Raw genomic sequence first — 20,348 nt, 5'->3', positions numbered from 1 at the left:
GAGGTCTGGCAGGTGGAGAGCTGGTCGATGAAACATGTAATGGCACTCGGCAGCGCGGCGCTGCTGGCGGTCGGTGCGGGCGGACGTGCGCGTGCGCAGGAACCGGACGCAGGATTCTGGAATGGCGCAACGGCCGAGGTCACCGCGCTCAACTTCTATTACAACCGCGATTTCCGCAGCGGCGAAGGGCAGGGCAAGCGTGCCGAATGGGCGCAGGGCGTCGTGGTGGATGCCAAGAGCGGCTACACGCACGGCCCGATCGGAGTAGGGCTGGATCTGCTCGGCATCGGCGATTTGAAGCTCGATGGCGTGCGCGCCGAAGGCGGCACCGGCCTGCTGCCCAATAACGACGACGGCACTGCGCAACATGCGCTGGCGCGCGTGGCACCCACGCTCAAGCTGCGCGCCTCGCAAACCGAATTGAAGTGGGGCAGCTTCATCCCCAACGAGCCGCTGGTGCGCGCCAGCATCACCCGCATCATGCCGGAGACGTTTCAAGGCGTGACGCTGGAATCCAAGGACGTGCCCAAGCTCGATCTGCTGCTGGCCCGCTTCACCAGCGCCTGGTACCGCGACGGCGATTCGCGTGTGCCGATCACCTTGACCAACAAGAACCGTCGCTTTCTGGGCACGCCGGATTCGGATGCGTTGAATCTGGTCTCGGCTACCTACAGCGTCGCACCCGGCACGCAGCTGCGCTATCAGGGCGCGGTGATGGAAGACATCTACCGGCAGCAGCTCTACAACCTGATCCAGACGCATAAATTCGGCAAGGATCAGTTGCGTGTGGACCTGCGCTATTTCCGCACCGACGATGTCGGCCAATCGCGTGCCGGGTTGATCGACAACCGCATGTTCAGCAGCATGCTGTCCTGGCGCACGGGTGGGCAGGAATTCGGCGCCGGCTATCAACGCCTGTCCGGCCCCAGCGCCATGCCCTGGCCGGGCGGCACCGACGGAAATGTCTTCAACTGGACCTTCATCAACGACTTTCTCGAACGCGGCGAGCGCAGCTGGCAGCTGCGTTACAGCATCGATGGCAAGAGCATCGGCATCCCCGGGCTCAGCGTCATGGCGCGCTACATCAGCGGCGACCATGCACAGCCGGCAACCTATGCCGGCGAAGGCCGCGAGTGGGCCCGCGATGTCTTGACCACCTATCAATTCCAGAGCGAGCGCTTCAAGCATGTGAGCGTCATCTGGTTCAACGGCACCTTCCGCTCCAATTACCAGCGCAATGTCGATGAAAACCGCTTGATCCTGCAGTACCGCCGTCAGTTCGACAGCCCCGACCGGTAATGCACTCCACCCCACGCTTGCAAGGTAGCCCCACGATGTCCGCAACCCCGCAACCTACTCGTTGGCTCAGCATTCGCGCCCATGCGCGCGACAACGTCGCCATTGTCGTCAACGATGACGGCGCGCCGGCCGGTGCCACTTTTCCGGACGGGCTCACCGCCATCGAACACATTCCGCAGGGCCACAAGATGGCGCTGTTCGACCTGCCCGCCGGTGCGCCGGTGATCCGCCTGGGCGCAGTGATCGGCACCGCCAATGCCGACATCGCGCGCGGCGCCTGGGTGAGCGAGCACCTGCTGGACATGCCCGAAGCGCCCGATCTGGCTGCGCTGGATCTGTCGCTGCAAGCGGCGCCCGCACCCGAGCCCTTGGAGGGCTACACCTTCCAGGGTTATCGCAACCGCGATGGCAGCGTCGGCACGCGCAACATCCTGGGCATCATGACCAGCGTGCAATGCGTGGTGGGTGTGCTCGGTCACGCGGTGGACCGCATTCGCACCGAGTTGCTGCCCAAGTATCCCAATGTCGACGACGTGGTGGCGGTCAATCACGTCTACGGTTGTGGCGTGGCGATCACCGCGCCCGAAGCCATCATCCCCATCCGCACGTTGCGCAACATCGCGCGCAGCCCCAACTTCGGCGGGCAGGCGCTGATCGTGGGCCTGGGCTGCGAAAAACTCGCACCCGAGCGCCTGCTGCCGGACGATGCCAGCGCCGACGACAGCGCCGTCTACCGCCTGCAGGAAGCCAGTCTGGGGTTTGCCGACATGGTGGGCTCGATCATGGCCATGGCCGAAGAACGCCTACGCCATCTGGACCTGCGTCGCCGCGAAACCGTGCCGGCCAGCGAACTGGTGGTGGGCATGCAATGCGGCGGCAGCGATGCGTTTTCCGGCGTCACCGCCAACCCAGGTATGGGCGTGGCTGCCGACCTGTTGGTGCGCGCCGGTGCCACGGTGATGTTCTCGGAAAATACCGAAGTGCGCGACGGCATCCACCTGTTGGTGCCGCGCGCCGCCACTGCCGACGTGGCCAAGGCGCTGGTGCGCGAAATGGCCTGGTACGACGCCTACCTGGCGCGCGGCCAGGCCGACCGCAGCGCCAACACCACGCCCGGCAACAAGAAGGGCGGGCTGGCCAATATCGTCGAAAAGGCAATGGGCTCGATCGCCAAATCCGGCGCCTCGCCGATCAATGGCGTGGTGCCGCCTGGCGAGCGCGTCAAAGGACGCGGGCTGCAGTACTGCGCAACCCCAGCCAGCGATTTCGTTTGCGGCACGCTGCAGGTGGCGGCCGGCATGAATCTGCATGTCTTCACCACCGGGCGCGGCACGCCGTACGGCCTGGCCATGGTGCCAGTGATCAAGGTCGCCACCCGCAGCGAACTGGCGCAGCGCTGGTCCGACCTGATGGACATCGACGCCGGCGGCGTGGCGACCGGCGCCAAGACGCTGGAGCAATTGGGCTGGGAGTTGTTCCAACGCTATCTGGACGTAGCCAGCGGCCAGCGCACCTGGACCGAGCATCACCGCCTGCATAACGATCTGGCCTTGTTCAATCCGGCGCCGATTACCTAATCCTGCTGGTTTGCGCGTCTCTGCGGTCCCGAGCGGCGGCACGACACGACCCTTGGCGCGACTGTTCCGCTGTCGCGCAGGCGTGGTCGGTTTTTCAGAGTCGGTGTGGACTGTGCAGAGTCGGTGTGGACGGTGTGGGGCTGCGCGTCCTCGGTGTCGTGAACGAATCCGCGCGTCGTGACGACTGCGCGCCATCTCTCGCATCCCTGGAGCATCGCGGCGACGCAGCGCTTGCCGCGCCATGGCGCCACTCACTTGGCGTGGCTTCGCCCGGACCCTCACCCCAACCCCCTCCCGCAGAAGAGGGCCTAGCCGTTCCCAGCAACAAAGGGGCTCGCCACTTCCCTTCTCCAATCGGCAGAAGATGCCCTCGTGGCGGGTGAGGGCTCACTGTTCCCTTCTCCCGCCGGGAGAAGGTGCCCCGAAGGGGCGGATGAGGGTACGTGCGCAGCCTCATCCGCCACGTCACGCAGCCGCCAACAACGCACACGGACAGCCGCACCGAAACCATCGCGCGTAGGCGAAAACAAACAGCCACGGCCACCATCACCATTACCACCATCGCAAGATACCCAACCCACCACGCAACCCGCCGCTACGCCACCAGCCAACGCCCTCGCGCCGTCACCGCAGATCCTCCCATTCGCCCGTCAACGGCATGCGCCGATACAATGTGCGTTCGTTTTCAGTGTTGACGGAGTCACCATGTCCCAGATCATCCATACCGACCAGGCGCCTGCCGCCATCGGCCCTTACTCGCAGGCAGTGCGCGCCGGCAACACCGTGTATTTCTCCGGGCAGATCCCGCTGGATCCGGCCACCGGCGAGATCGTACCGGGCGACATCGGTGCGCAGGCGCGCCGCGCGTTCGACAACCTCAAGGCCGTGGCCGAAGCCGCCGGTGGCTCGCTCGACAAGATCGTGCGTCTGGGTCTGTATCTCACCGACCTGGGCCAGTTCGCCGCCGTCAATGCGGTGATGCAGGACTACTTCCAGGCCCCGTTCCCGGCGCGTTCCACCATCGAAGTCTCCGGCCTGCCCAAGGGCGCCGGTTTCGAAGTCGATGCGGTGATGGTGCTCGAGTGATGGTGCTCGAGTGATCCGGCGCGACTGATCCGACCCGCCGTGCCGCGAGCGCGCGTCGCCACGCCGAGCCTGGCCGTCGCCGGCCAGGCTCCGCTGTCCAGCCTGCCCGGCGTCGGCCCGAAAGTGGCCGACAAGTTCGCCGCGCGCGGCATCCTGAGCGTGCAGGACCTGTGGCTGCATCTGCCGCTGCGGTACGAAGACCGTACCCGGCTGACCACGATCGCGCAGTTGCAAAGCGGCGTGCCGGCGCAGATCGAGGGGCGCGTGGAGGCGGTGGAGCGCGGCTTCCGCTTCCGTCCGGTGCTGCGCGTGGCGATCTCGGACGCCTCGCACGGCAGCGTGGTGCTGCGTTTCTTTCATTTTCGCGCCGCGCAGGTCGCGCAGTTTGCGGTCGGCACGCGCGTGCGCGTGTTCGGCACGCCCAAGCCCGGCCAGAACGGTTGGGAAATTGTCCATCCCAGTTACCGCGTGCTGGCGGCGGATGAAGACGCGCAACTGGGCGACAGCCTGGACCCGGTCTATCCGGTGCTCGAAGGCGTCGGCCCGGCCACGCTGCGCAAATTCATCGGCCAGGCGCTCGAGCGGTTGCCGCCAGAAGCCGCACTGGAATTGCTGCCGCCGCATTGGCTGCAGGACGAACACCTGCCTTCGCTGCGCACTGCATTACTGACCATGCACCGCCCACCGGTGAACACCGACCCGCAGCAGCTGCTCGCCGGCGGGCACCCGGCACAACAGCGGTTGGCGCTCGAAGAACTGCTTGCGCACCAACTCAGCCTGCGTCGCCAACGCATCGCCCTGCAGCGGTTCCATGCGCCTGTGTTGCCCGGCAACGGCACGCTGGTGCAGCGGCTGCGCGCCGCATTGCCGTTCCAGCTCACCGGTGCGCAGCAACGCGTGTTCGAACAGATCGCGCACGACCTGGCGCAGCCCTCGCCGATGCTGCGGCTGGTGCAGGGCGATGTCGGCAGCGGCAAGACCGTGGTTGCGGCCCTGGCAGCGATGCTGGCGGTGGAGCAGGGCAAGCAGGTCGCACTGGCCGCGCCCACCGAACTGCTGGCCGAGCAACATCTCACCAACCTGCGCGGCTGGCTCGAGCCGCTAGGTGTGCGCATCGTCTGGCTGGCTGGCAAGGTCACCGGCAAGGCGCGCGCTGCGGCGATGGCCGAGGTCGCCTCCGGCCAGGCCCAGGTGGTGGTCGGCACGCATGCCTTGATGCAGGAAGCGGTGGTCTTCCACGACCTGGCGCTGGCCATCATCGACGAGCAGCACCGCTTCGGTGTGCATCAGCGTCTGGCACTGCGCGACAAGGGGGCGGGCGCCGGCAGCGTGCCGCATCAGCTGGTGATGACTGCCACGCCGATCCCGCGCACCCTGGCGATGTCCACCTACGCCGATCTGGACGTGTCGGCCATCGACGAACTGCCGCCCGGCCGTACGCCGGTGCAGACCATTGTCCTGAGCGCAGAACGGCGCCCCGATCTGGTCGAACGCATCCGCGCCGCCTGCGCCGAAGGACGGCAGGCATATTGGGTGTGCACGCTCATCGAAGAAAGCGAAGACCCCGGCAAGGCCGCACCGGCTGGCCCGCCGCGCATCGAAGCGCAGGCTGCCGAAGTCACCTTCGAGGCCTTATCGGCGCAGTTGCCCGGCGTGCGCGTCGCGCTCGTGCATGGCCGCATGAAGCCCGCCGAAAAGCAGAAGGCCATGCTCGATTTCAAGCAGCGCCGCAGCGATTTGCTGGTCGCCACCACGGTGATCGAAGTCGGCGTGGACGTGCCCAACGCCTCGCTGATGATCATCGAAAACGCCGAGCGTCTCGGCTTGGCGCAGCTGCATCAGCTGCGTGGCCGGGTTGGCCGCGGCGCCGCAGCGTCCAGTTGCGTGCTGTTGTATCAGGCGCCGCTGTCCATGATGGCGCGCCAACGCCTGGAAACCATGCGCCAGACCAACGATGGGTTTGTGATTGCAGAAAAGGATCTGGAATTGCGCGGTCCCGGCGAATTGCTCGGTACCCGGCAGACTGGTCTGGCCAGCTTCCGCATCGCCGACCTGGCCCGCGACGCCGGGTTGCTGCCGCGCGTGCAGGTGCTGGCCGAGCGGTTGCTGGCCGAAGCGCCGGAGATTGCCGACCGTGTCGTCGCACGCTGGATCGGCAGCGCAGTGCGGTATGCCGCCGCTTGAGTGGTGGGAATCGGGAATCGGGAATCGGGAATCGGGAATCGTAAAAGCAAGCGCTGCCGCCGCCTGTACATCCTGGGCGTTCGCGTGACCGGCCGATCCTTGCGAAGATGCTGCAACGAATCCCGAATGCCCAATCCCGACTCCCATGACAAAAAAGATACCGCTGCTGATCGACACCGACCCGGGCGTGGATGACGCGCTGGCGCTGCTGATGGCCTTCAACGACACCCGTCACGAGGTGGTTGGCCTGACCATCGCGGCCGGCAACGTGGGGCTGGAGCACACCGTGCGCAACGCCTTGAAGGTCTGCGAGGTCGCCGGCCGCGCGGATGTGCCGGTGTACGCCGGCTGCCCGCAGCCGCTGTTGCACCCCTCGGTCGATGCGGCGCACGTGCACGGCATCGATGGCTTCGGCGATGTCGGCCTGCCGGCGGCCAAGCGCAGCGCCGAGGCCGAGCATGCTGCGCTCGCCATCCTGCGCCTGTCGCACGACTACGCGGGCGAGCTGTTGCTGGTCGCCCTGGGCCCGCTGACCAATCTGGCCCTGGCGCTGACCCTGGACCCGAGCCTGCCGCAGCGCGTCGGCCGGCTGGTGGTGATGGGTGGGGCGTTGACCGGGCACGGCAACATCACGCCTGCCGCTGAATTCAACATCGGCTTCGACCCGGAGGCCGCACACATCGTGTTCCGTGGCTTCCCGCACTTCGACGTGGCCGACTGGGAAGCCACCATCGCGCACGGCCTGCTGCATCGCGATGTCGAGCAATGGCTGGCCGCCGATAGCGCTCGCGCCCGCTTCTACGAAGAAATCTCGCGCAAGACCCGCCTGTGGTCCGAAGACAGCCGCGGCGAGTACTGGTACGCCGCCGACGCACTGGCGATGGCGTTCGCCCTGCACCCGGACGGCGCCCAGCGTCTGGAGCAGCGCCCGGTGCATATCGAATTGTCCGGCACGCACACCCGCGGCATGACCCTGGTGGACTGGAACCGGCAGGGCGGCTCGCCCGACAATGCCAATCTGCTGCTGGAGTACGACCGCCAGCGGTTCTACGGCCTGGTCGGGGCGGCATTGGCGGGCGTCTAGGGCCAACTTGCGCCGGGCGGATGCAGGCCGCTATAATGACCGGCTTATCCAGGCAGCCCGGCGCCAAGTCCATGAAAGATAACGTGCATCCCAACTACAAAGACGTCGTCTTTCACGACGTGACGTCCGATTTCAAGATTCTGACCCGTTCCACCATGGGCTCGAAAGAGACCGTGAAGTGGGAAGACGGCCAGGAATATCCGCTGATCAAGGTGGAAATTTCCTCCGCGTCGCACCCGTTCTATACCGGCAAGCACAAGGTGATCGACACCGGCGGCCGTATCGACAAGTTCCAGAAGCGCTACGCGCGCTGAACTTGCAGGACGGGCTGTACCGACAACGGCCGCGCATTGCGCGGCCGTTGTTTTTTGGGGCGTGGGCGCTTCGTTTGCGTGGTCCCGACAGGTGCGTCTACGACTTCTGTCCAAGCGACGGCCAAAATGCTGCTGTGCGATAATGACGTGATCCGAGGCGATGCCTTGGACTTCCATCACGTGCCTGCCCATGTGGGATCAGGCGCCTTCCACTGAAGGAGCGTACACAGTGTCCGATCTTGATCAGGTCACGCTCAACGCCGGCGACAAGTCGGTTGTTCTGCCGGTTCTCAAGCCCACGTTGGGCAATGATTGCGTCGATATTTCCAAGCTGACCAAAGAAACCGGTCTGTTCACCTACGACTCGGGCTTTACCGCCACCGCCAGTTGCAAGTCGGCCATCACCTATATCGATGGCGACAACGGCGTGTTGTTGTACCGCGGCTATCCGATCGAACAGCTCGCCGAGAAGTCCAGCTTCCTGGAAGTTTCGTACCTGCTGATGAACGGCGAACTGCCCACGGCGGACGAATTCAAGAAGTTCGACCACGAAGTGACGCATCACACGATGATGCACGAGTCGCTGAAGAACTTCCTCGGCGGTTTCCGCCACGATGCGCACCCGATGGCCATGCTGGCCGGTTCGGTCGCCTCGCTGTCGGCGTTCTACCACGACACCCTGGACCTCAACGATCCGGAGCAGCGCCGTCAGGCCGCCATCCGTCTGATCGCCAAGGTGCCGACCCTGGCGGCTGCGGCGTATCGTTACTCGATCGGCTGGCCGATCCGCTATCCGCGCAACAACCTGAACTACGTCGACCGCTTCCTGCACATGATGTTCGAAGTGCCGAGCGAGCCGCTGGAGATCAACCCGGTTGTCGCCAAGGCGCTGGACCTGCTGTTCATTCTGCACGCCGATCACGAGCAGAATGCCTCGACCTCGACCGTGCGTCTGGTCGGTTCGACCGGTGCCAATCCGTACGCGTCGGTCGCTGCCGGCATCACCGCACTGTGGGGCCCGGCACACGGTGGCGCCAACGAAGCGGTGCTGAAGATGCTCGAAGAGATCGGCACTGCCGATAACGTCGAGTCGGCCGTGGCCAAGGCCAAGGACAAGAACTCCTCGTTCCGTCTGATGGGCTTCGGTCACCGCGTCTACAAGAACTTCGATCCGCGCGCCAAGATCATCCGCGAGATGACCCACAAGGTGCTGGGCGAGCTGGGCGTCAACGATCCGCTGCTGGAAGTGGCGTTGAAGCTGGAAGAAGCCGCGCTGAAGGACGATTACTTCGTGCAGCGTAAGCTGTATCCGAACGTCGACTTCTATTCGGGCCTGATCTACAAGGCGCTCAATATCCCGGTGGAAATGTTCACCGTGATGTTTGCCATCGCGCGCACCGCTGGTTGGGTGTCGCATTGGCTGGAGCAGCAGGTCGACCCGGAAATGAAGATCGGCCGTCCGCGCCAGATCTACACCGGCTATGACAAGCGCGATTACACCGACAGCGCCAAGCGTTAATCGGCTCAAAGTCGTCTGCGTAAACGAACGCCCCGCACTTGCGGGGCGTTTTCGTTGTGGCCTGGTGCGTTTAGTGGAGCAGGGCGCGCTTGCCAAGAGTGGCTGGTAAAACGTAGCGCAGTCGCCGGGTGAGTGCTGATGGCGCGCTCAGCAGTGGAGCGCTTGCGCGCGTGCGCTCACTCCCGCTGCTGGTAGGCGACACTCTCCTGGTCGGCAAGCAACTGCCGCAGCTGTGCAGCCGAGGCGCGAGGCATCGGTTTTTCGTCCAGCTGCGACAGCGGCGCCTGGCGCAGGGCGTCGTAGGGCAGCACGGTCAGGTCGAAGGTCAGTTCCTCGGCACTGAACAGCCAGACCGGGAAGTCGCCGTTACGCTCGCGGTCCAGTCGCAGACGGCGCGTGCGCGCCTCGGCAGGGATGCGGTGTTCTTCCAGAAATCGCTGCACCGCGTCCGGGTCGTCGCTATGCAGCTGCAGTTGTACCGGGGCGTTTGCATCGGCGGTGCCATCCAGGACCGGGCCGGTCAGCCGCGGCTGGAATGAGCGGAGAAAATCCAGCGCACGCAAGGCGGCTTCGCGGCGTTGACGCAATCGCGCTGCGTGGTCGGGCCCGGCGAACAGACGTTGGTATTCGCGCAGTGCGTCTTCGATCTCGCGATTGCGCGGCAGCGATGCGTCGTCATGGATGCCGAGCCGGCTGGCGGCCTTGAGCTTGGCCTGGTGGAAATCGCGGATACCGCCTTCTGCCATCAATCTGGCGGCCTCGTGGGCGAGCCGATGACGGCGTTCTCGGGTGCGCGTATCGGCGTGTTGGCGTGCGTGATGCATGACCGGGCTCCCCTGATGAACCTGAGCTCGACTCTACAACAGCCGCATGAAAACGTGGCGAATGCTTCCCGGCCACTCCGAGGAAGCGATCGCGTAGGAGCGCGATGCCGATACCTTGCGTGTCGGAGGGCACGGCCGCAGCTTCGGGAGGAGCGCATCAACCGGTGAGATGCAGGCGCTGCCGCGCCGGCAACCAGGTCAGCAGCGAGTGGCGATGGTGCGTGCTCAAACAGCTGCTGCGCTTGCCGGCTCGCGCAAAAGATCGGTCCGGGCAGTGCGTTGGCGACCGGGCTGGTGCGTAGCAAGGGACAGCGTGTAGCGTCGCCGGCTATGTCCGCCCAGCCAGGGCTGGTCAGTAAGCAGCGCGTCGCGCCCGGCTCCAGCGTCACTCATGGGTGACTCGTGCAGTTGCCAAAAACTCGCCCAAAAAAATGGGGAACCGGACAGCCGCGCCGTCACGATTCCCCACTCACGATTCCCGATTCCCGTCGTCAGAAGATATCGAAAGCCTTCTCGTCCTGCTGTTCCTGCAGGCCGTAGTCGTAATCCTGCAGACGATCCAGATCCTCGTTCTTGACCCATTCGACCGCGCCATTGATGGTGGCCTGGGTCATGCCCTCGGGCGGGTCGTTGGCGGCGATCGGCTTGTCCTTCAATGCCACGCGCATGTAGTCGATCCAGATCGGCAGTGCGGCCTTGCCGCCGTACTCGCGATAGCCCAACGAACGGAAGTCGTCGCGGCCGACCCACACGGTGGTGGCGTACGGGCCGCCGAAGCCGGAGAACCAGGCGTCGCGGTGATCGTTGGTCGAGCCGGTCTTGCCGCCCACGTCTTCGCGTCCCAGCACCTTGGCCGCCGTGCCGGTGCCGCGCTGGACTACGTCGCGCATCATCGACACCAGCTGGTAAGCGGTACGCGCATCGATGGCGCGCGGTGCGATCTTGGTTTCGGCAATCGCCGCAGGCGCGGTTTCTGCTGGCGTCGGCGCTGCATCGGCAGTCGGAGCCGCGGGCGGCGTGGCCGGCGCCTGGGCGCCGAAGTTGAACCCGTCCACTACCTGGCTCACCGGCGCGGCGGTGCCGCCCTGCAACGCGCAGGTGCGGCAGGCCACCGCGGGCACTTCCTTGAACACCACATTGCCGTCGCGGTCTTTCACCTCGTCCACGATCCAGGTGTCCACGCGCGAGCCGCCATTGGCGAACACCGCGTAGCCGCGCGCCACCGACAGCGGCGTCAGCGACGCGGTGCCCAGCGACATCGACAGGTTCGGCGGCAACTCGGCTTCCTGGAAACCGAACTGGCTGATGTATTTACGTGCAAAATCGACGCCGATCGCATCCAGCAGGCGCACCGACACCAGGTTACGCGATTGCACCAACGCCTCGCGCAGCCGCATCGGGCCGCGGAAGCCGCCGCCGTCGTTCTGCGGCGACCAGGTCTTGCCGCGACGATCGCGGAACACCACCGGCGCATCCAGCACGATCGAGGCCGGGTTGAAGCCCTTTTCGAACGCCGAGGCATACACGAACGGCTTGAAGCTGGAACCTGGCTGGCGGCGTGCCTGGGTGGCGCGATTGAACTTGTTGCCGGCAAAGCTGAAGCCGCCGACCAGGGCGCGCAGTGCGCCGCTGTTGGCATCCAGCGACACCAGCGCCGCCTGGCCGCGCGGCAGCTGGTCGATGATCCATTCGCCGTCCTTCTCGCCGGCACGGATGCGGGTCAGGTCGCCGCGCGTCAGCAACTTGGCCGGGGTCTTGTTGGTCCAGCGGCTGGCGCTGGCCGGCAGGGTCAGCTCGGTCTTGTCGCTCTGCACGACGGTGACGCCGCCGTCGGCATTGGTGCGCGCCACGATCACTGCGCGCAGGCCGCCCTGAGTAAACACGCCCGACAGATGCTTGGCCAATGCCGGCGCATCGGCATCGGCGGCAACATCGAAATGCTGCTCCACACCGTGCCAGCCGTGGCGGTGGTCGTACAGTCGCAGGCCTTCGCTGATCGCAGCATCGGCACCGGTCTGCAAGGTGGAATCGATGGTGGTGGTGACGTGGTAACCCTTGTTGAGCACATCGCCGCCGTATTTGGCGATCATCTCCTGGCGCACCAGCTCGGCCACGTACGGGGCGTACACCTCGACAGGCGGCTCGTGCGGCTTGGCGTGCATCGGCACCGCCTTGGCGGCGTCGGACTCGGCCTGGGTCACGAAGCCCAGGTCGGCCATGCGCTGCAGCACGTAGTAGTCGCGGCGTTCGCGCGCGCGCTCGGGGTTGCTGATCGGGTTGCCGCTGGACGGGAACTTGGGGATGCCGGCCAGCGAGGCCATCTCGTCCAGGCTCAACTCGCTCATCTTCTTGCCGTAGTAGTACTCGGCAGCGGCACCGACGCCGTAGGCGCGGTTGCCGAAGAAGCTCTTGTTGAGATACAGCTCGAAGATCTCGTCCTTGCTCAGTTCGCTCTCGATCTTGCGCGCCAGCAGGATCTCGGCCAGCTTGCGGGTGTAGCTGTATTCGGAGCTGAGGAAGAACTGCCGCGCCACCTGCTGGGTGATGGTCGAGCCGCCCGGCACGCGCTTGGCGTCGGTGCTGGCCAGCAGCCACACTGCGCGGGCGATGCCCTTGTAGTCCACGCCCCCGTGTTCGTAGAAGCGCGCATCCTCGGTCGCCAGGAAGGCCTGCTTCAAGCGCAGCGGCACGTCCTTCATCTGTATCGGGTAGCGCCGGGTCTCGCCATAGACGGCCATCAGCCGGCCATCGCTGGAATAGACGTACATCGGCTCCTGCAGCTCGACCCGCTTGAGCGACTGCACGTCCGGCAACTTCGAGGAAATGGCGTAATACAGGCCGCCGGCAGCAATAGCGCCGAGCAGTGCGAGCACAACGAGCGTGGCCAGGATCCAGCCCAGCCAACGGCGAATACGGGGCATGTAAGAGAGATTCCGATTGCAGATTTCTTGGCCACAGAGTATAGATGACGCCGAGTTTGGCTGGGGCCGAACTCTGGGGATCGCAGAAGACAGCACTGGGGTCACGTTCGCGAGGTCATTGCCTGGCGCGTGAAGGGCTTGTCAACTGTTAAAATTTGATTATTAATACGAGGGCGCAGACATGCGTCCAAGTGCCCGTCGGCAGGGGAGTTACCGTGGGGCTTTTACCCAAGAGTCAGTCGCCACTCATTGGTGTCGACATTAGTTCTACTGCCGTGAAGCTCTTGCAGCTGTCGCGCAGCGGGAACCGTTATCGCGTGGAACATTACGCGGTGGAACCATTGCCGCCGAATGCGGTGGTGGAAAAGAACATCGTCGAAGTGGAGGCGGTGGGCGAAGCCATTCGCCGCGCCATCAACCGCTCCGGCAGCAAGGCCAAGAATGCCGCTGCGGCCGTGGCCGGGTCGGCGGTGATCACCAAGTTGATCCCGATGCCGGCCGATCTGGACGACAGCGATCTGGAGGCCCAGGTCGAACTGGAAGCCACCAATTACATTCCGTACCCGATCGAGGAAGTGAATCTCGACTTCGAGGTGCTCGGCCCGATGCCCAACAGCCCGGACATGGTCCAGGTGCTGCTGGCCGCCTCGCGCTCGGAGAATGTGGAGCTGCGCCAATCGGCGCTGGAACTCGGTGGTCTCACCGCCAAGGTGATGGACGTGGAGGCCTTCGCGGTCGAAAACGCCTTTGCCCTGGTCGCCAGCGAACTGCCGGTGGCCGCCGATGCGGTGGTGGCCCTGGTCGACATCGGCGCCACCATGACCACGCTGAGCGTGCTGCGCTCCGGTCGTAGCCTGTACAGCCGCGAACAGGTGTTCGGCGGCAAGCAGCTCACCGACGAAGTGATGCGCCGCTATGGCCTGACCTACGAAGAAGCCGGCCTGGCCAAGCGTCAGGGCGGGTTGCCGGAGAGCTACGAGGTCGAAGTGCTGGAGCCGTTCAAGGAAGCGACGGTGCAGCAGATCAGCCGTTTGCTGCAGTTCTTCTATGCGGGCAGCGAGTTCAATCGCGTCGACTGCATCGTGCTGGCCGGCGGTTGCGCCGCGCTGTCGCGTCTGCCGGAGATGGTGGAAGAGCAGCTGGGCGTGACCACCGTGGTCGCCAACCCGCTTGCGCAGATGACGCTGGGTCCGAAGGTTCAGGCCCACGCGCTGGCGCTGGATGCGCCTGCATTGATGATCGCCACCGGCCTGGCCCTGAGGAGCTTTGACTGATGGCAAGAATCAATCTATTGCCCTGGCGCGCCGAGCGCCGGAAGGCGCGCGAGCGTGAGTTCTATTCCATGCTGGGCTTCGCCGCGTTGGGCGGCGTGTTGTTGTCGGCGCTGATCTGGTTCTACTACGACGGGCAGATCAGTGGGCAGACCGAGCGCAATGCGTTCCTGACCGCCGAGATCGACAAGGTCAAGGCGCAGAACGAAGAGATCAAGGAACTCGACAAGAAAAAGGACCGTCTGCTCGCCCGCAAGAAAGTCATCGAGGAACTGCAGGCCAACCGCTCGCAGATGGTGCACCTGTTCGATTCGCTGGTCCGCACCATTCCCGATGGCGTGGCGCTGACCAACATCAAGCAGGACGGCGACATCCTGACCCTGGAAGGTCGCTCGCAGTCCAATGCGCGCGTCAGTGCGTACATGCGCAATCTGGAAGGCTCGGGCTGGATGACCAATCCGGACCTGTCGATCATCGAGGCCAAGAGCCAGGACAAGGCGGCCGGCCAGCCTGCGGCTTCGTCGATGGACACCAAGGCGTTGCCGTACGTGTTCACGCTGAAGGTCAAGCTGGCCAACCCGAACGAGACTGACAAGAACGGCGCCGCGCCCGCGGTGGTGGATCCGGCTGCGCCGGGGACTGCCGCACCAGGTGCAACGCCGGCCGGTACGACGCCTGCTGCTCCTGCAGCGGCGTCTGCGCCAGCAACGCCGCCGAGCGCACCTGCAGCTGCACCGCAGGCAGCGCCGGCGCCTGCCAATCGGCCGCAGGAGGGGGCGGCGTCATGAGTAAGAAATCATTCAAGCTCAGCGATCTGGACTTCAACAACATCGGCGGTTGGCCGCAGCAGGCACGCATCGTGTTCTGCGTGGTGGTCGGCCTGTTCATCATGGTGCTGGCCTGGTTCCTGTTGATCAGCAGCAAACGCGACGAACTGGAAGCACTGGAAGGCACCGAATCCTCGCTGCGTACGGAGTTCGAGACCCAGCAGGGGCGTGCGGTGAATCTGGAACCACTCAAGCAGCAGCTCGCGCAGATGGAACAGGTGCTGCAGCAGATGCTGCGTCAGCTGCCCAGCAAGACCGAAATGCCGGATCTGATCATTGACATCTCGCAGACCGCGCTATCCAGCGGCTTGTCGAACGAGTTGTTCCAGCCTGGTCCGGAATCGCCGAAGGAGTTCTACGCCGAGAAGCCGATCGCTCTGCGCATGGTGGGCAGCTACCACCAGTTCGGTGCCTTCGTCAGCGGCGTGGCCTCGCTGCCGCGCGTGGTGATCCTGACCATGCACGACATCAACCTCAAGCCCAGGGATGCCAAGGCCGGCATCACGCCGCGCGGTGCACTGGAGCTGTCCGGCACGGTCAAGACCTATCGTTATCTGGACGATGAGGAAATGGCCGTACAGGAGAAGGCTGCGGCCGACGCTGCGAAGAAGGGCGGCCAATGATCATGAAATTGCTCAAGATATTGTCCTGCGTGGCGCTAATTGCAGTATTGCCGGCGTGTACGCGTGGCGTGACCAGCACGCCCGGCGATGCGCCGAATCTGGAGGCCTGGGTGGCCGAAGTGCGTGCGCGTCCTGCGCCACCGCTGGAGCCGCTGCCGGTGATGCAGCAGTTCGAGACATTCGAATACGCAGCACAAGTGATGCGCGACCCGTTCAGCGATGCGTGGGTGACTGCGGAAGGCAGCAATGGCACGCGGCCCGATCCGAACCGGCGCAAGGAACCGTTGGAAGCCTTCCCGCTCGACGCCCTCGACATGGTGGGGACCATTGGAGGCGGCTCGGGTCTGATCGCGCTGGTGATGGCACCGGACAAGGTGACGTACCGGGTGCGGCCGGGTGTGTATCTGGGACAGAGCGATGGCCGGGTAACCGGGGTCTACGAAGACCGCATCGAGCTGATTGAACTTGTGCCGGACGGTGCGGGTGGATGGCTTGAACGGCCGGCCGCACTCGCATTGGATGATCAATAAAGTGATAGGGGATAGCACGATGACGTTTTCCAATGCACAGCGGCTGCGTCCGGTTCGACGCCACGCGATGCTCCAGGCTTGCGCGTTGGGATTAGCGCTGGCGCTGGCCAGTGGCAGCTCGTTCGCAGCCGCCGCGTTGACCCAGCCTGCGCAGGACCCGGCCAAGGCCGCTCCGGCGAGCCTGACGGTGTCCAAGATCGATTTCAAACGCGGCGAAGATGGCGCTGGCCGTCTGATCCTGAAGTTCGACGGTCAGGGCGCCAGCCCGGACCTGCGCACCCAAGGCGACAGCGTGCTGGTGGATATCAGCAACGCCAAGCTTCCGCCGGAACTGCAGCGCCCGCTCAACGTCACCGACTTTGCAACGCCGGTACAGCGTGTGGAGGTCAAGCCTTCTGGCTCGGGTTCGCAATTGGTGCTGTCGACCAAGGGTGCGTTCGACTCGCTGGCCTATCAGACCGGCAACGAGTACGTGGTCGAGATCACTCCGCGCAAGGGCCAGCCGGCCGTCGGCGGCGTGAGCTCGGCAGCGGTGACCCAGGCCGCCGCGCAGATTGCAGCGCGCGGCTACAGCGGTCGCCCGGTGACGTTCAACTTCCAGGACGTGCCGGTGCGCACCGTGCTGCAGCTGATCGCCGAGGAATCCAATCTCAACATCGTCGCCTCCGACACCGTGCAGGGCAATGTCACGCTGCGCTTGATGAACGTGCCGTGGGATCAGGCGCTGGACATCGTGCTGCGGGCCAAGGGCCTGGACAAGCGCCGCGACGGTGGTGTGGTGTGGGTCGCCCCGCAGCCGGAGTTGGCCAAGTTCGAGCAGGACAAGGAAGACGCCCGCATCGCGATCGAAAACCGCGAGGATTTGATCACCGACTACGTGCAGATCAATTACCACAATGCTGCGGTGATCTTTAAAGCGCTGACCGAGGCGAAGGGCATTGGCGGTGGCGGTGGCGGTGGCGGTGGCGGTGGTGGCGGTCAGGGCGGACAAGGCGGTGCAGGTCAGCAGGACAACGGTTTCCTCTCGCCACGCGGCCGTTTGGTGGCCGATGAGCGCACCAATACCCTGATGATTAGCGATATTCCGAAGAAGGTCGCGCAGATGCGCGAGTTGATCTCGCATATTGATCGCCCGGTTGATCAGGTGTTGATCGAAAGCCGGATCGTGATCGCGACAGATACGTTCGCGCGGGATCTGGGTGCGAGATTCGGAATTTCAGGTGCAACTGGGCGTGGAATTCTAAGTGGCTCGCTTGAAAGTGCGAATAATTACCGAAATACGCTGGCTCAGCGAAATAATGAGATTAATAATACTCGGACGCCCACAACCCCTGGTACCAGTAGTACGCTGCCAGCATTTTTGTTCCCGTCGGGCTTAAATATTGATCTGGGTGCTGGTGGGTTTACCAATAGCAATGCGGCTGGGTTGGCATATACGTTGTTGGGTTCGAACTTTAATCTGGATATCGAGCTGTCAGCGATGCAGGAGGAAGGGCGTGGCGAAGTGGTCTCCAATCCGCGTATCGTGACTGCAAATCAACGTGAAGGCGTGATCAAGCAGGGTCGCGAAATTGGTTATGTAACCATTAGCGGGGCCGGTGCAGGTGCTGGGTCCCAGGCCAATGTGCAGTTCAAGGAAGTCCTGCTTGAACTGAAGGTCACGCCGACGATTACGAACGACAATCGCGTGTTCTTAAACATGAATGTCAAAAAGGATGAGGTTGCGCGATTTATCGACCTGCCGCAGTACGGTACCGTGCCGGAAATTAACCGTCGGGAAGTCAACACGGCAGTGTTGGTGGGTGATGGCGAGACGGTAGTGATCGGTGGTGTATACGAATTCACGGATCGTGAAAGCGTGTCGAAGGTGCCGTTTCTGGGCGATATCCCCTTCCTGGGCAATCTGTTCAAGAAGCGTGGGCGCAGCAAGGAAAAGGCCGAGTTGTTGGTCTTTGTCACCCCAAAGGTATTGCGAGTGGCAAGCGCAGCGCGCTGAACGCAATGCATGAAGGAGGCCGCGAAAGCGGCCTTCTTCTTTTTCAGGGTCTACTTTTTAGAGACTGCTTGAGTGCTGCCAAGCGCGCATCCGAGCGCGGTGTATGCATAGTCTGATGCTCGTCTGAGCATCTATCCAGATCTCTGCTTCTCAGGTTTGCCCTGCGCTGTTAACCGGTAAATGGTCACGCTCGCTAGGGCTTGGGTGGGAGCATGACCCCGGTCACTCACTGAACCTCTCGCCATCGGCAAGTGAACCAATTGCGTTCGAATCGGTCACACTGGTCCTATGAACGCACCGCCGCTATTGCCCCCCGAAGCCGCTGCCGCGCCCGCCGAGGACCGGCTGCATCGTCAATTCACTTCTCTGCGCGAGTCATTGGCGCAGCGCATCGTCGGTCAGTCTGCGCTGGTCGAGCGGCTGCTGATCGCCTTGCTGGCCGATGGCCATTTGCTGGTCGAGGGCGCGCCAGGGTTGGCCAAAACCACCGCGATCCGTGCGCTGGCCTCGCGACTGGAAGCCGACTTCGCGCGGGTGCAGTTCACCCCGGACCTGTTGCCCTCCGATCTGACAGGTACCGAGATCTGGCGTCCGCAGGACAGCCGTTTCGAGTTCATGCCAGGGCCGATCTTCCATCCCATCCTGCTGGCCGACGAGATAAATCGCGCGCCCGCCAAAGTGCAGTCTGCGTTGCTGGAAGCGATGGGGGAGCGACAGGTCACTGTCGGTCGTCATACCTATGCGCTGCCGCAGCTGTTCCTGGTGATGGCGACACAGAACCCGATCGAGCAGGAAGGCACGTTCCCGCTGCCCGAGGCGCAACTGGATCGGTTCCTGATGCATGTGCGTATCGGTTATCCGCAGGCCGATGCGGAGGCAGAAATTCTGCGTCTGGCACGCGAAGCGGCGCGCGACACGCTGGAAAAGCACGAGACCGTGCCGGACAAGATTCCGCTGGAAGACGTCTTCGCCGCACGACGTGTGGTGCTGGATGTGCATCTGGCGCCACAGCTCGAGCGCTATCTGATCGAAATCGTGCTGGCCTCGCGTGATCCGCAACGTTACGACCCTGCATTGGCGCGGCGAATTGCCTGGGGCGCGAGCCCGCGTGGCTCGATTGCGCTGGAGCGCTGTGCGCGTGCGCGTGCGTGGCTGGCCGGGCGCGACTACGTGACCCCGGACGACATTCGCGCCATTGCGCCGGACGTGCTGCGCCACCGCGTGTTGCCCAGTTACGAGGCCACGGCGGAAGGCTGGGATGGCGAACGCCTGGTCGCTGCGTTGCTGGACAAGATTCCGCTGCCCTGATCGGGCAGCGGGTTGCCGAGGGATGCCGCCCTCTCGCCCGACTCCGATGTCTTCGATGCCGTCTTCCTCCCCCGCCAATCCTGCCTCGTCCGTTGCCGGCGATGGCTTGCGCCCGAGCCTTGCCGAGTTGATCGCATTGCGCGGCACCGCGTTGCATCGCGGGCAGCCGGGGCGTGGCCGACATGGGTTGGTGGGGCCAGTGCCGGCCGCCACCCGCGGGCGTGGCATGGAGTACGCCGAGTCGCGCGAATATGTCGCCGGCGACGATGCGCGGCATATCGATTGGCGCGTCACCGCACGGACCGGGCGTGCGCATACCAAATTGTTTCAGGCCGAGCGCGAACGCTTGAGTCTGATCGTTGCCGATACCTCGCCTTCGCTCTTTTTCGGGACGCGGGTGCGCTACAAGTCGGTGCAGGCGGCGCGCGCTGGCGCGGTGGCAGCATGGCTGGCGCAGCGGCAGGGCGACCGGATTGCCGCGTTGCGCGGTACCGCCAGCGAAGCGCCGATTGCACCGCGGTCGGGTCAGCGCGGTGTGCTGCCGGTGCTGGATGCATTGGCGCGCTGGTATGCGCAACCGCCGTCTGGCGATGCCGGGCTGGAGGTTGCGTTGGACCATGCGGCGCGCCTGCTGCGTCCTGGTGCGCGCCTGACGGTGCTGGCCGATGCGCGAAGTGCGAGCAAGATTTCTGCGACGCGCTGGTCTGGTCTGGCGTTGCATCACGAGGTGGTGGTGATCGTGCTGGTCGATCCCCTGGAACTGTCGCCGCCGGCGCGGGCGCTGAGCTTTGATGTGCGAGGCGAGCGCATTGCGGTGGACCTCGGAAGCCAGGCCGCGCGTGCGCGCTGGCAGGCCGAGTTCGTCGCACCGCTGGAACAGCTGGCCACGACGCTGCGATCGCGTGGCGTGCGCTTGCATCGGCTGTCTACCGACGATGCCAGCGATGCGTGGTTGAGCAGCAGCACGCTGATGCGGGGCGCATGA

General features: G+C 64.5%; 16 protein-coding genes. 14 read left to right on the top strand and 2 right to left on the bottom strand.

Annotation, left to right across the window (positions count from 1 at the left end; genetic code table 11):
• Positions 1-27: 27 nt before the first annotated feature.
• The 7 genes from RQH86_RS18755 (at position 28) to RQH86_RS18725 (ending at position 9,063) form a co-directional block, all read left to right on the top strand.
• Complete coding sequence (locus RQH86_RS18755) at positions 28-1,299, top strand: OprD family porin (RefSeq protein ID WP_311240250.1); 1,272 nt, start codon at positions 28-30, stop codon at positions 1,297-1,299.
• A gap of 35 nt (positions 1,300-1,334) precedes the next feature.
• Positions 1,335-2,876, top strand: a complete 1,542-nt coding sequence (gene garD / locus RQH86_RS18750; RefSeq protein ID WP_311240249.1) for a galactarate dehydratase — start codon at positions 1,335-1,337, stop codon at positions 2,874-2,876.
• Between the two features lie 705 nt (positions 2,877-3,581).
• Positions 3,582-3,962: a RidA family protein gene (locus RQH86_RS18745; RefSeq protein WP_022972872.1), complete on the top strand. Its 381-nt coding sequence runs from the start codon at positions 3,582-3,584 to the stop codon at positions 3,960-3,962.
• Positions 3,963-4,001: 39 nt separating this feature from the next.
• On the top strand, positions 4,002-6,146 hold the full coding sequence (gene recG, locus RQH86_RS18740) for an ATP-dependent DNA helicase RecG (protein ID WP_055848639.1): 2,145 nt from the start codon (positions 4,002-4,004) through the stop codon (positions 6,144-6,146).
• 145 nt (positions 6,147-6,291) lie between these two features.
• A complete protein-coding gene (locus RQH86_RS18735) occupies positions 6,292-7,230 on the top strand; it encodes a nucleoside hydrolase (protein ID WP_055848642.1) in 939 nt (312 codons plus the stop codon).
• A gap of 71 nt (positions 7,231-7,301) precedes the next feature.
• Positions 7,302-7,544 (top strand): type B 50S ribosomal protein L31, encoded by a 243-nt coding sequence (locus RQH86_RS18730; protein WP_010364531.1) that lies wholly within the window; start codon positions 7,302-7,304, stop codon positions 7,542-7,544.
• Positions 7,545-7,773: 229 nt separating this feature from the next.
• On the top strand, positions 7,774-9,063 hold the full coding sequence (locus RQH86_RS18725; protein WP_039409911.1) for a citrate synthase: 1,290 nt from the start codon (positions 7,774-7,776) through the stop codon (positions 9,061-9,063).
• A gap of 176 nt (positions 9,064-9,239) precedes the next feature.
• Here RQH86_RS18725 and RQH86_RS18720 read toward each other — a convergent pair whose 3' ends face one another.
• Entirely contained in the window at positions 9,240-9,887 is a 648-nt protein-coding gene (locus RQH86_RS18720; protein ID WP_311240493.1) for a hypothetical protein, read from the bottom strand.
• Between the two features lie 491 nt (positions 9,888-10,378).
• Positions 10,379-12,904 carry a penicillin-binding protein 1A gene (locus RQH86_RS18715; protein WP_311240496.1) on the bottom strand — a complete coding sequence of 842 codons (2,526 nt, stop codon included), beginning with the start codon at positions 12,902-12,904 and terminating at the stop codon, positions 10,379-10,381.
• Positions 12,905-13,023: 119 nt separating this feature from the next.
• Between RQH86_RS18715 and RQH86_RS18710 the strand changes: the two genes are divergently transcribed.
• From RQH86_RS18710 to RQH86_RS18680, 7 genes are all read left to right on the top strand, one after another.
• A complete protein-coding gene (locus RQH86_RS18710) occupies positions 13,024-14,082 on the top strand; it encodes a pilus assembly protein PilM (RefSeq protein ID WP_055848653.1) in 1,059 nt (352 codons plus the stop codon).
• Complete coding sequence (locus tag RQH86_RS18705) at positions 14,082-14,867, top strand: PilN domain-containing protein (RefSeq protein WP_311240492.1); 786 nt, start codon at positions 14,082-14,084, stop codon at positions 14,865-14,867. The genes RQH86_RS18710 and RQH86_RS18705 overlap by 1 nt, the downstream gene beginning before the upstream one ends.
• Entirely contained in the window at positions 14,864-15,529 is a 666-nt protein-coding gene (locus tag RQH86_RS18700; protein ID WP_311240491.1) for a type 4a pilus biogenesis protein PilO, read from the top strand. The genes RQH86_RS18705 and RQH86_RS18700 overlap by 4 nt, the downstream gene beginning before the upstream one ends.
• Positions 15,526-16,059 (top strand): pilus assembly protein PilP, encoded by a 534-nt coding sequence (locus RQH86_RS18695; RefSeq protein ID WP_311240490.1) that lies wholly within the window; start codon positions 15,526-15,528, stop codon positions 16,057-16,059. The genes RQH86_RS18700 and RQH86_RS18695 overlap by 4 nt, the downstream gene beginning before the upstream one ends.
• Positions 16,060-16,078: 19 nt before the next feature.
• The gene (locus tag RQH86_RS18690; protein WP_311240489.1) at positions 16,079-18,055 is read left to right on the top strand and encodes a type IV pilus secretin PilQ family protein; all 1,977 of its coding nucleotides are present in this window, start codon (positions 16,079-16,081) and stop codon (positions 18,053-18,055) included.
• 288 nt (positions 18,056-18,343) lie between these two features.
• On the top strand, positions 18,344-19,363 hold the full coding sequence (locus RQH86_RS18685) for a MoxR family ATPase (protein WP_055848668.1): 1,020 nt from the start codon (positions 18,344-18,346) through the stop codon (positions 19,361-19,363).
• Positions 19,364-19,385: 22 nt separating this feature from the next.
• Complete coding sequence (locus tag RQH86_RS18680; RefSeq protein ID WP_311240488.1) at positions 19,386-20,348, top strand: DUF58 domain-containing protein; 963 nt, start codon at positions 19,386-19,388, stop codon at positions 20,346-20,348.

Source organism: Xanthomonas sp. WCS2018Noco2-27, assembly GCF_031843525.1.
Lineage (GTDB): Bacteria > Pseudomonadota > Gammaproteobacteria > Xanthomonadales > Xanthomonadaceae > Xanthomonas.
This window is presented reverse-complemented; position numbering and strand designations above follow the sequence as displayed.

What these genes read in the sequence shown, in the direction of transcription:
- RQH86_RS18755 (WP_311240250.1), top strand. Translation starts at nt 28, where the DNA reads ATGAAACATGTAATGGCACTCGGCAGCGCGGCGCTGCTGGCGGTCGGT.
- garD (WP_311240249.1), top strand. Translation starts at nt 1,335, where the DNA reads ATGTCCGCAACCCCGCAACCTACTCGTTGGCTCAGCATTCGCGCCCAT.
- RQH86_RS18745 (WP_022972872.1), top strand. Translation starts at nt 3,582, where the DNA reads ATGTCCCAGATCATCCATACCGACCAGGCGCCTGCCGCCATCGGCCCT.
- RQH86_RS18735 (WP_055848642.1), top strand. Translation starts at nt 6,292, where the DNA reads ATGACAAAAAAGATACCGCTGCTGATCGACACCGACCCGGGCGTGGAT.
- RQH86_RS18730 (WP_010364531.1), top strand. Translation starts at nt 7,302, where the DNA reads ATGAAAGATAACGTGCATCCCAACTACAAAGACGTCGTCTTTCACGAC.
- RQH86_RS18720 (WP_311240493.1), bottom strand. Translation starts at nt 9,887, where the DNA reads ATGCATCACGCACGCCAACACGCCGATACGCGCACCCGAGAACGCCGT.
- RQH86_RS18705 (WP_311240492.1), top strand. Translation starts at nt 14,082, where the DNA reads ATGGCAAGAATCAATCTATTGCCCTGGCGCGCCGAGCGCCGGAAGGCG.
- RQH86_RS18700 (WP_311240491.1), top strand. Translation starts at nt 14,864, where the DNA reads ATGAGTAAGAAATCATTCAAGCTCAGCGATCTGGACTTCAACAACATC.
- RQH86_RS18695 (WP_311240490.1), top strand. Translation starts at nt 15,526, where the DNA reads ATGATCATGAAATTGCTCAAGATATTGTCCTGCGTGGCGCTAATTGCA.
- RQH86_RS18690 (WP_311240489.1), top strand. Translation starts at nt 16,079, where the DNA reads ATGACGTTTTCCAATGCACAGCGGCTGCGTCCGGTTCGACGCCACGCG.
- RQH86_RS18685 (WP_055848668.1), top strand. Translation starts at nt 18,344, where the DNA reads ATGAACGCACCGCCGCTATTGCCCCCCGAAGCCGCTGCCGCGCCCGCC.
- RQH86_RS18680 (WP_311240488.1), top strand. Translation starts at nt 19,386, where the DNA reads ATGCCGCCCTCTCGCCCGACTCCGATGTCTTCGATGCCGTCTTCCTCC.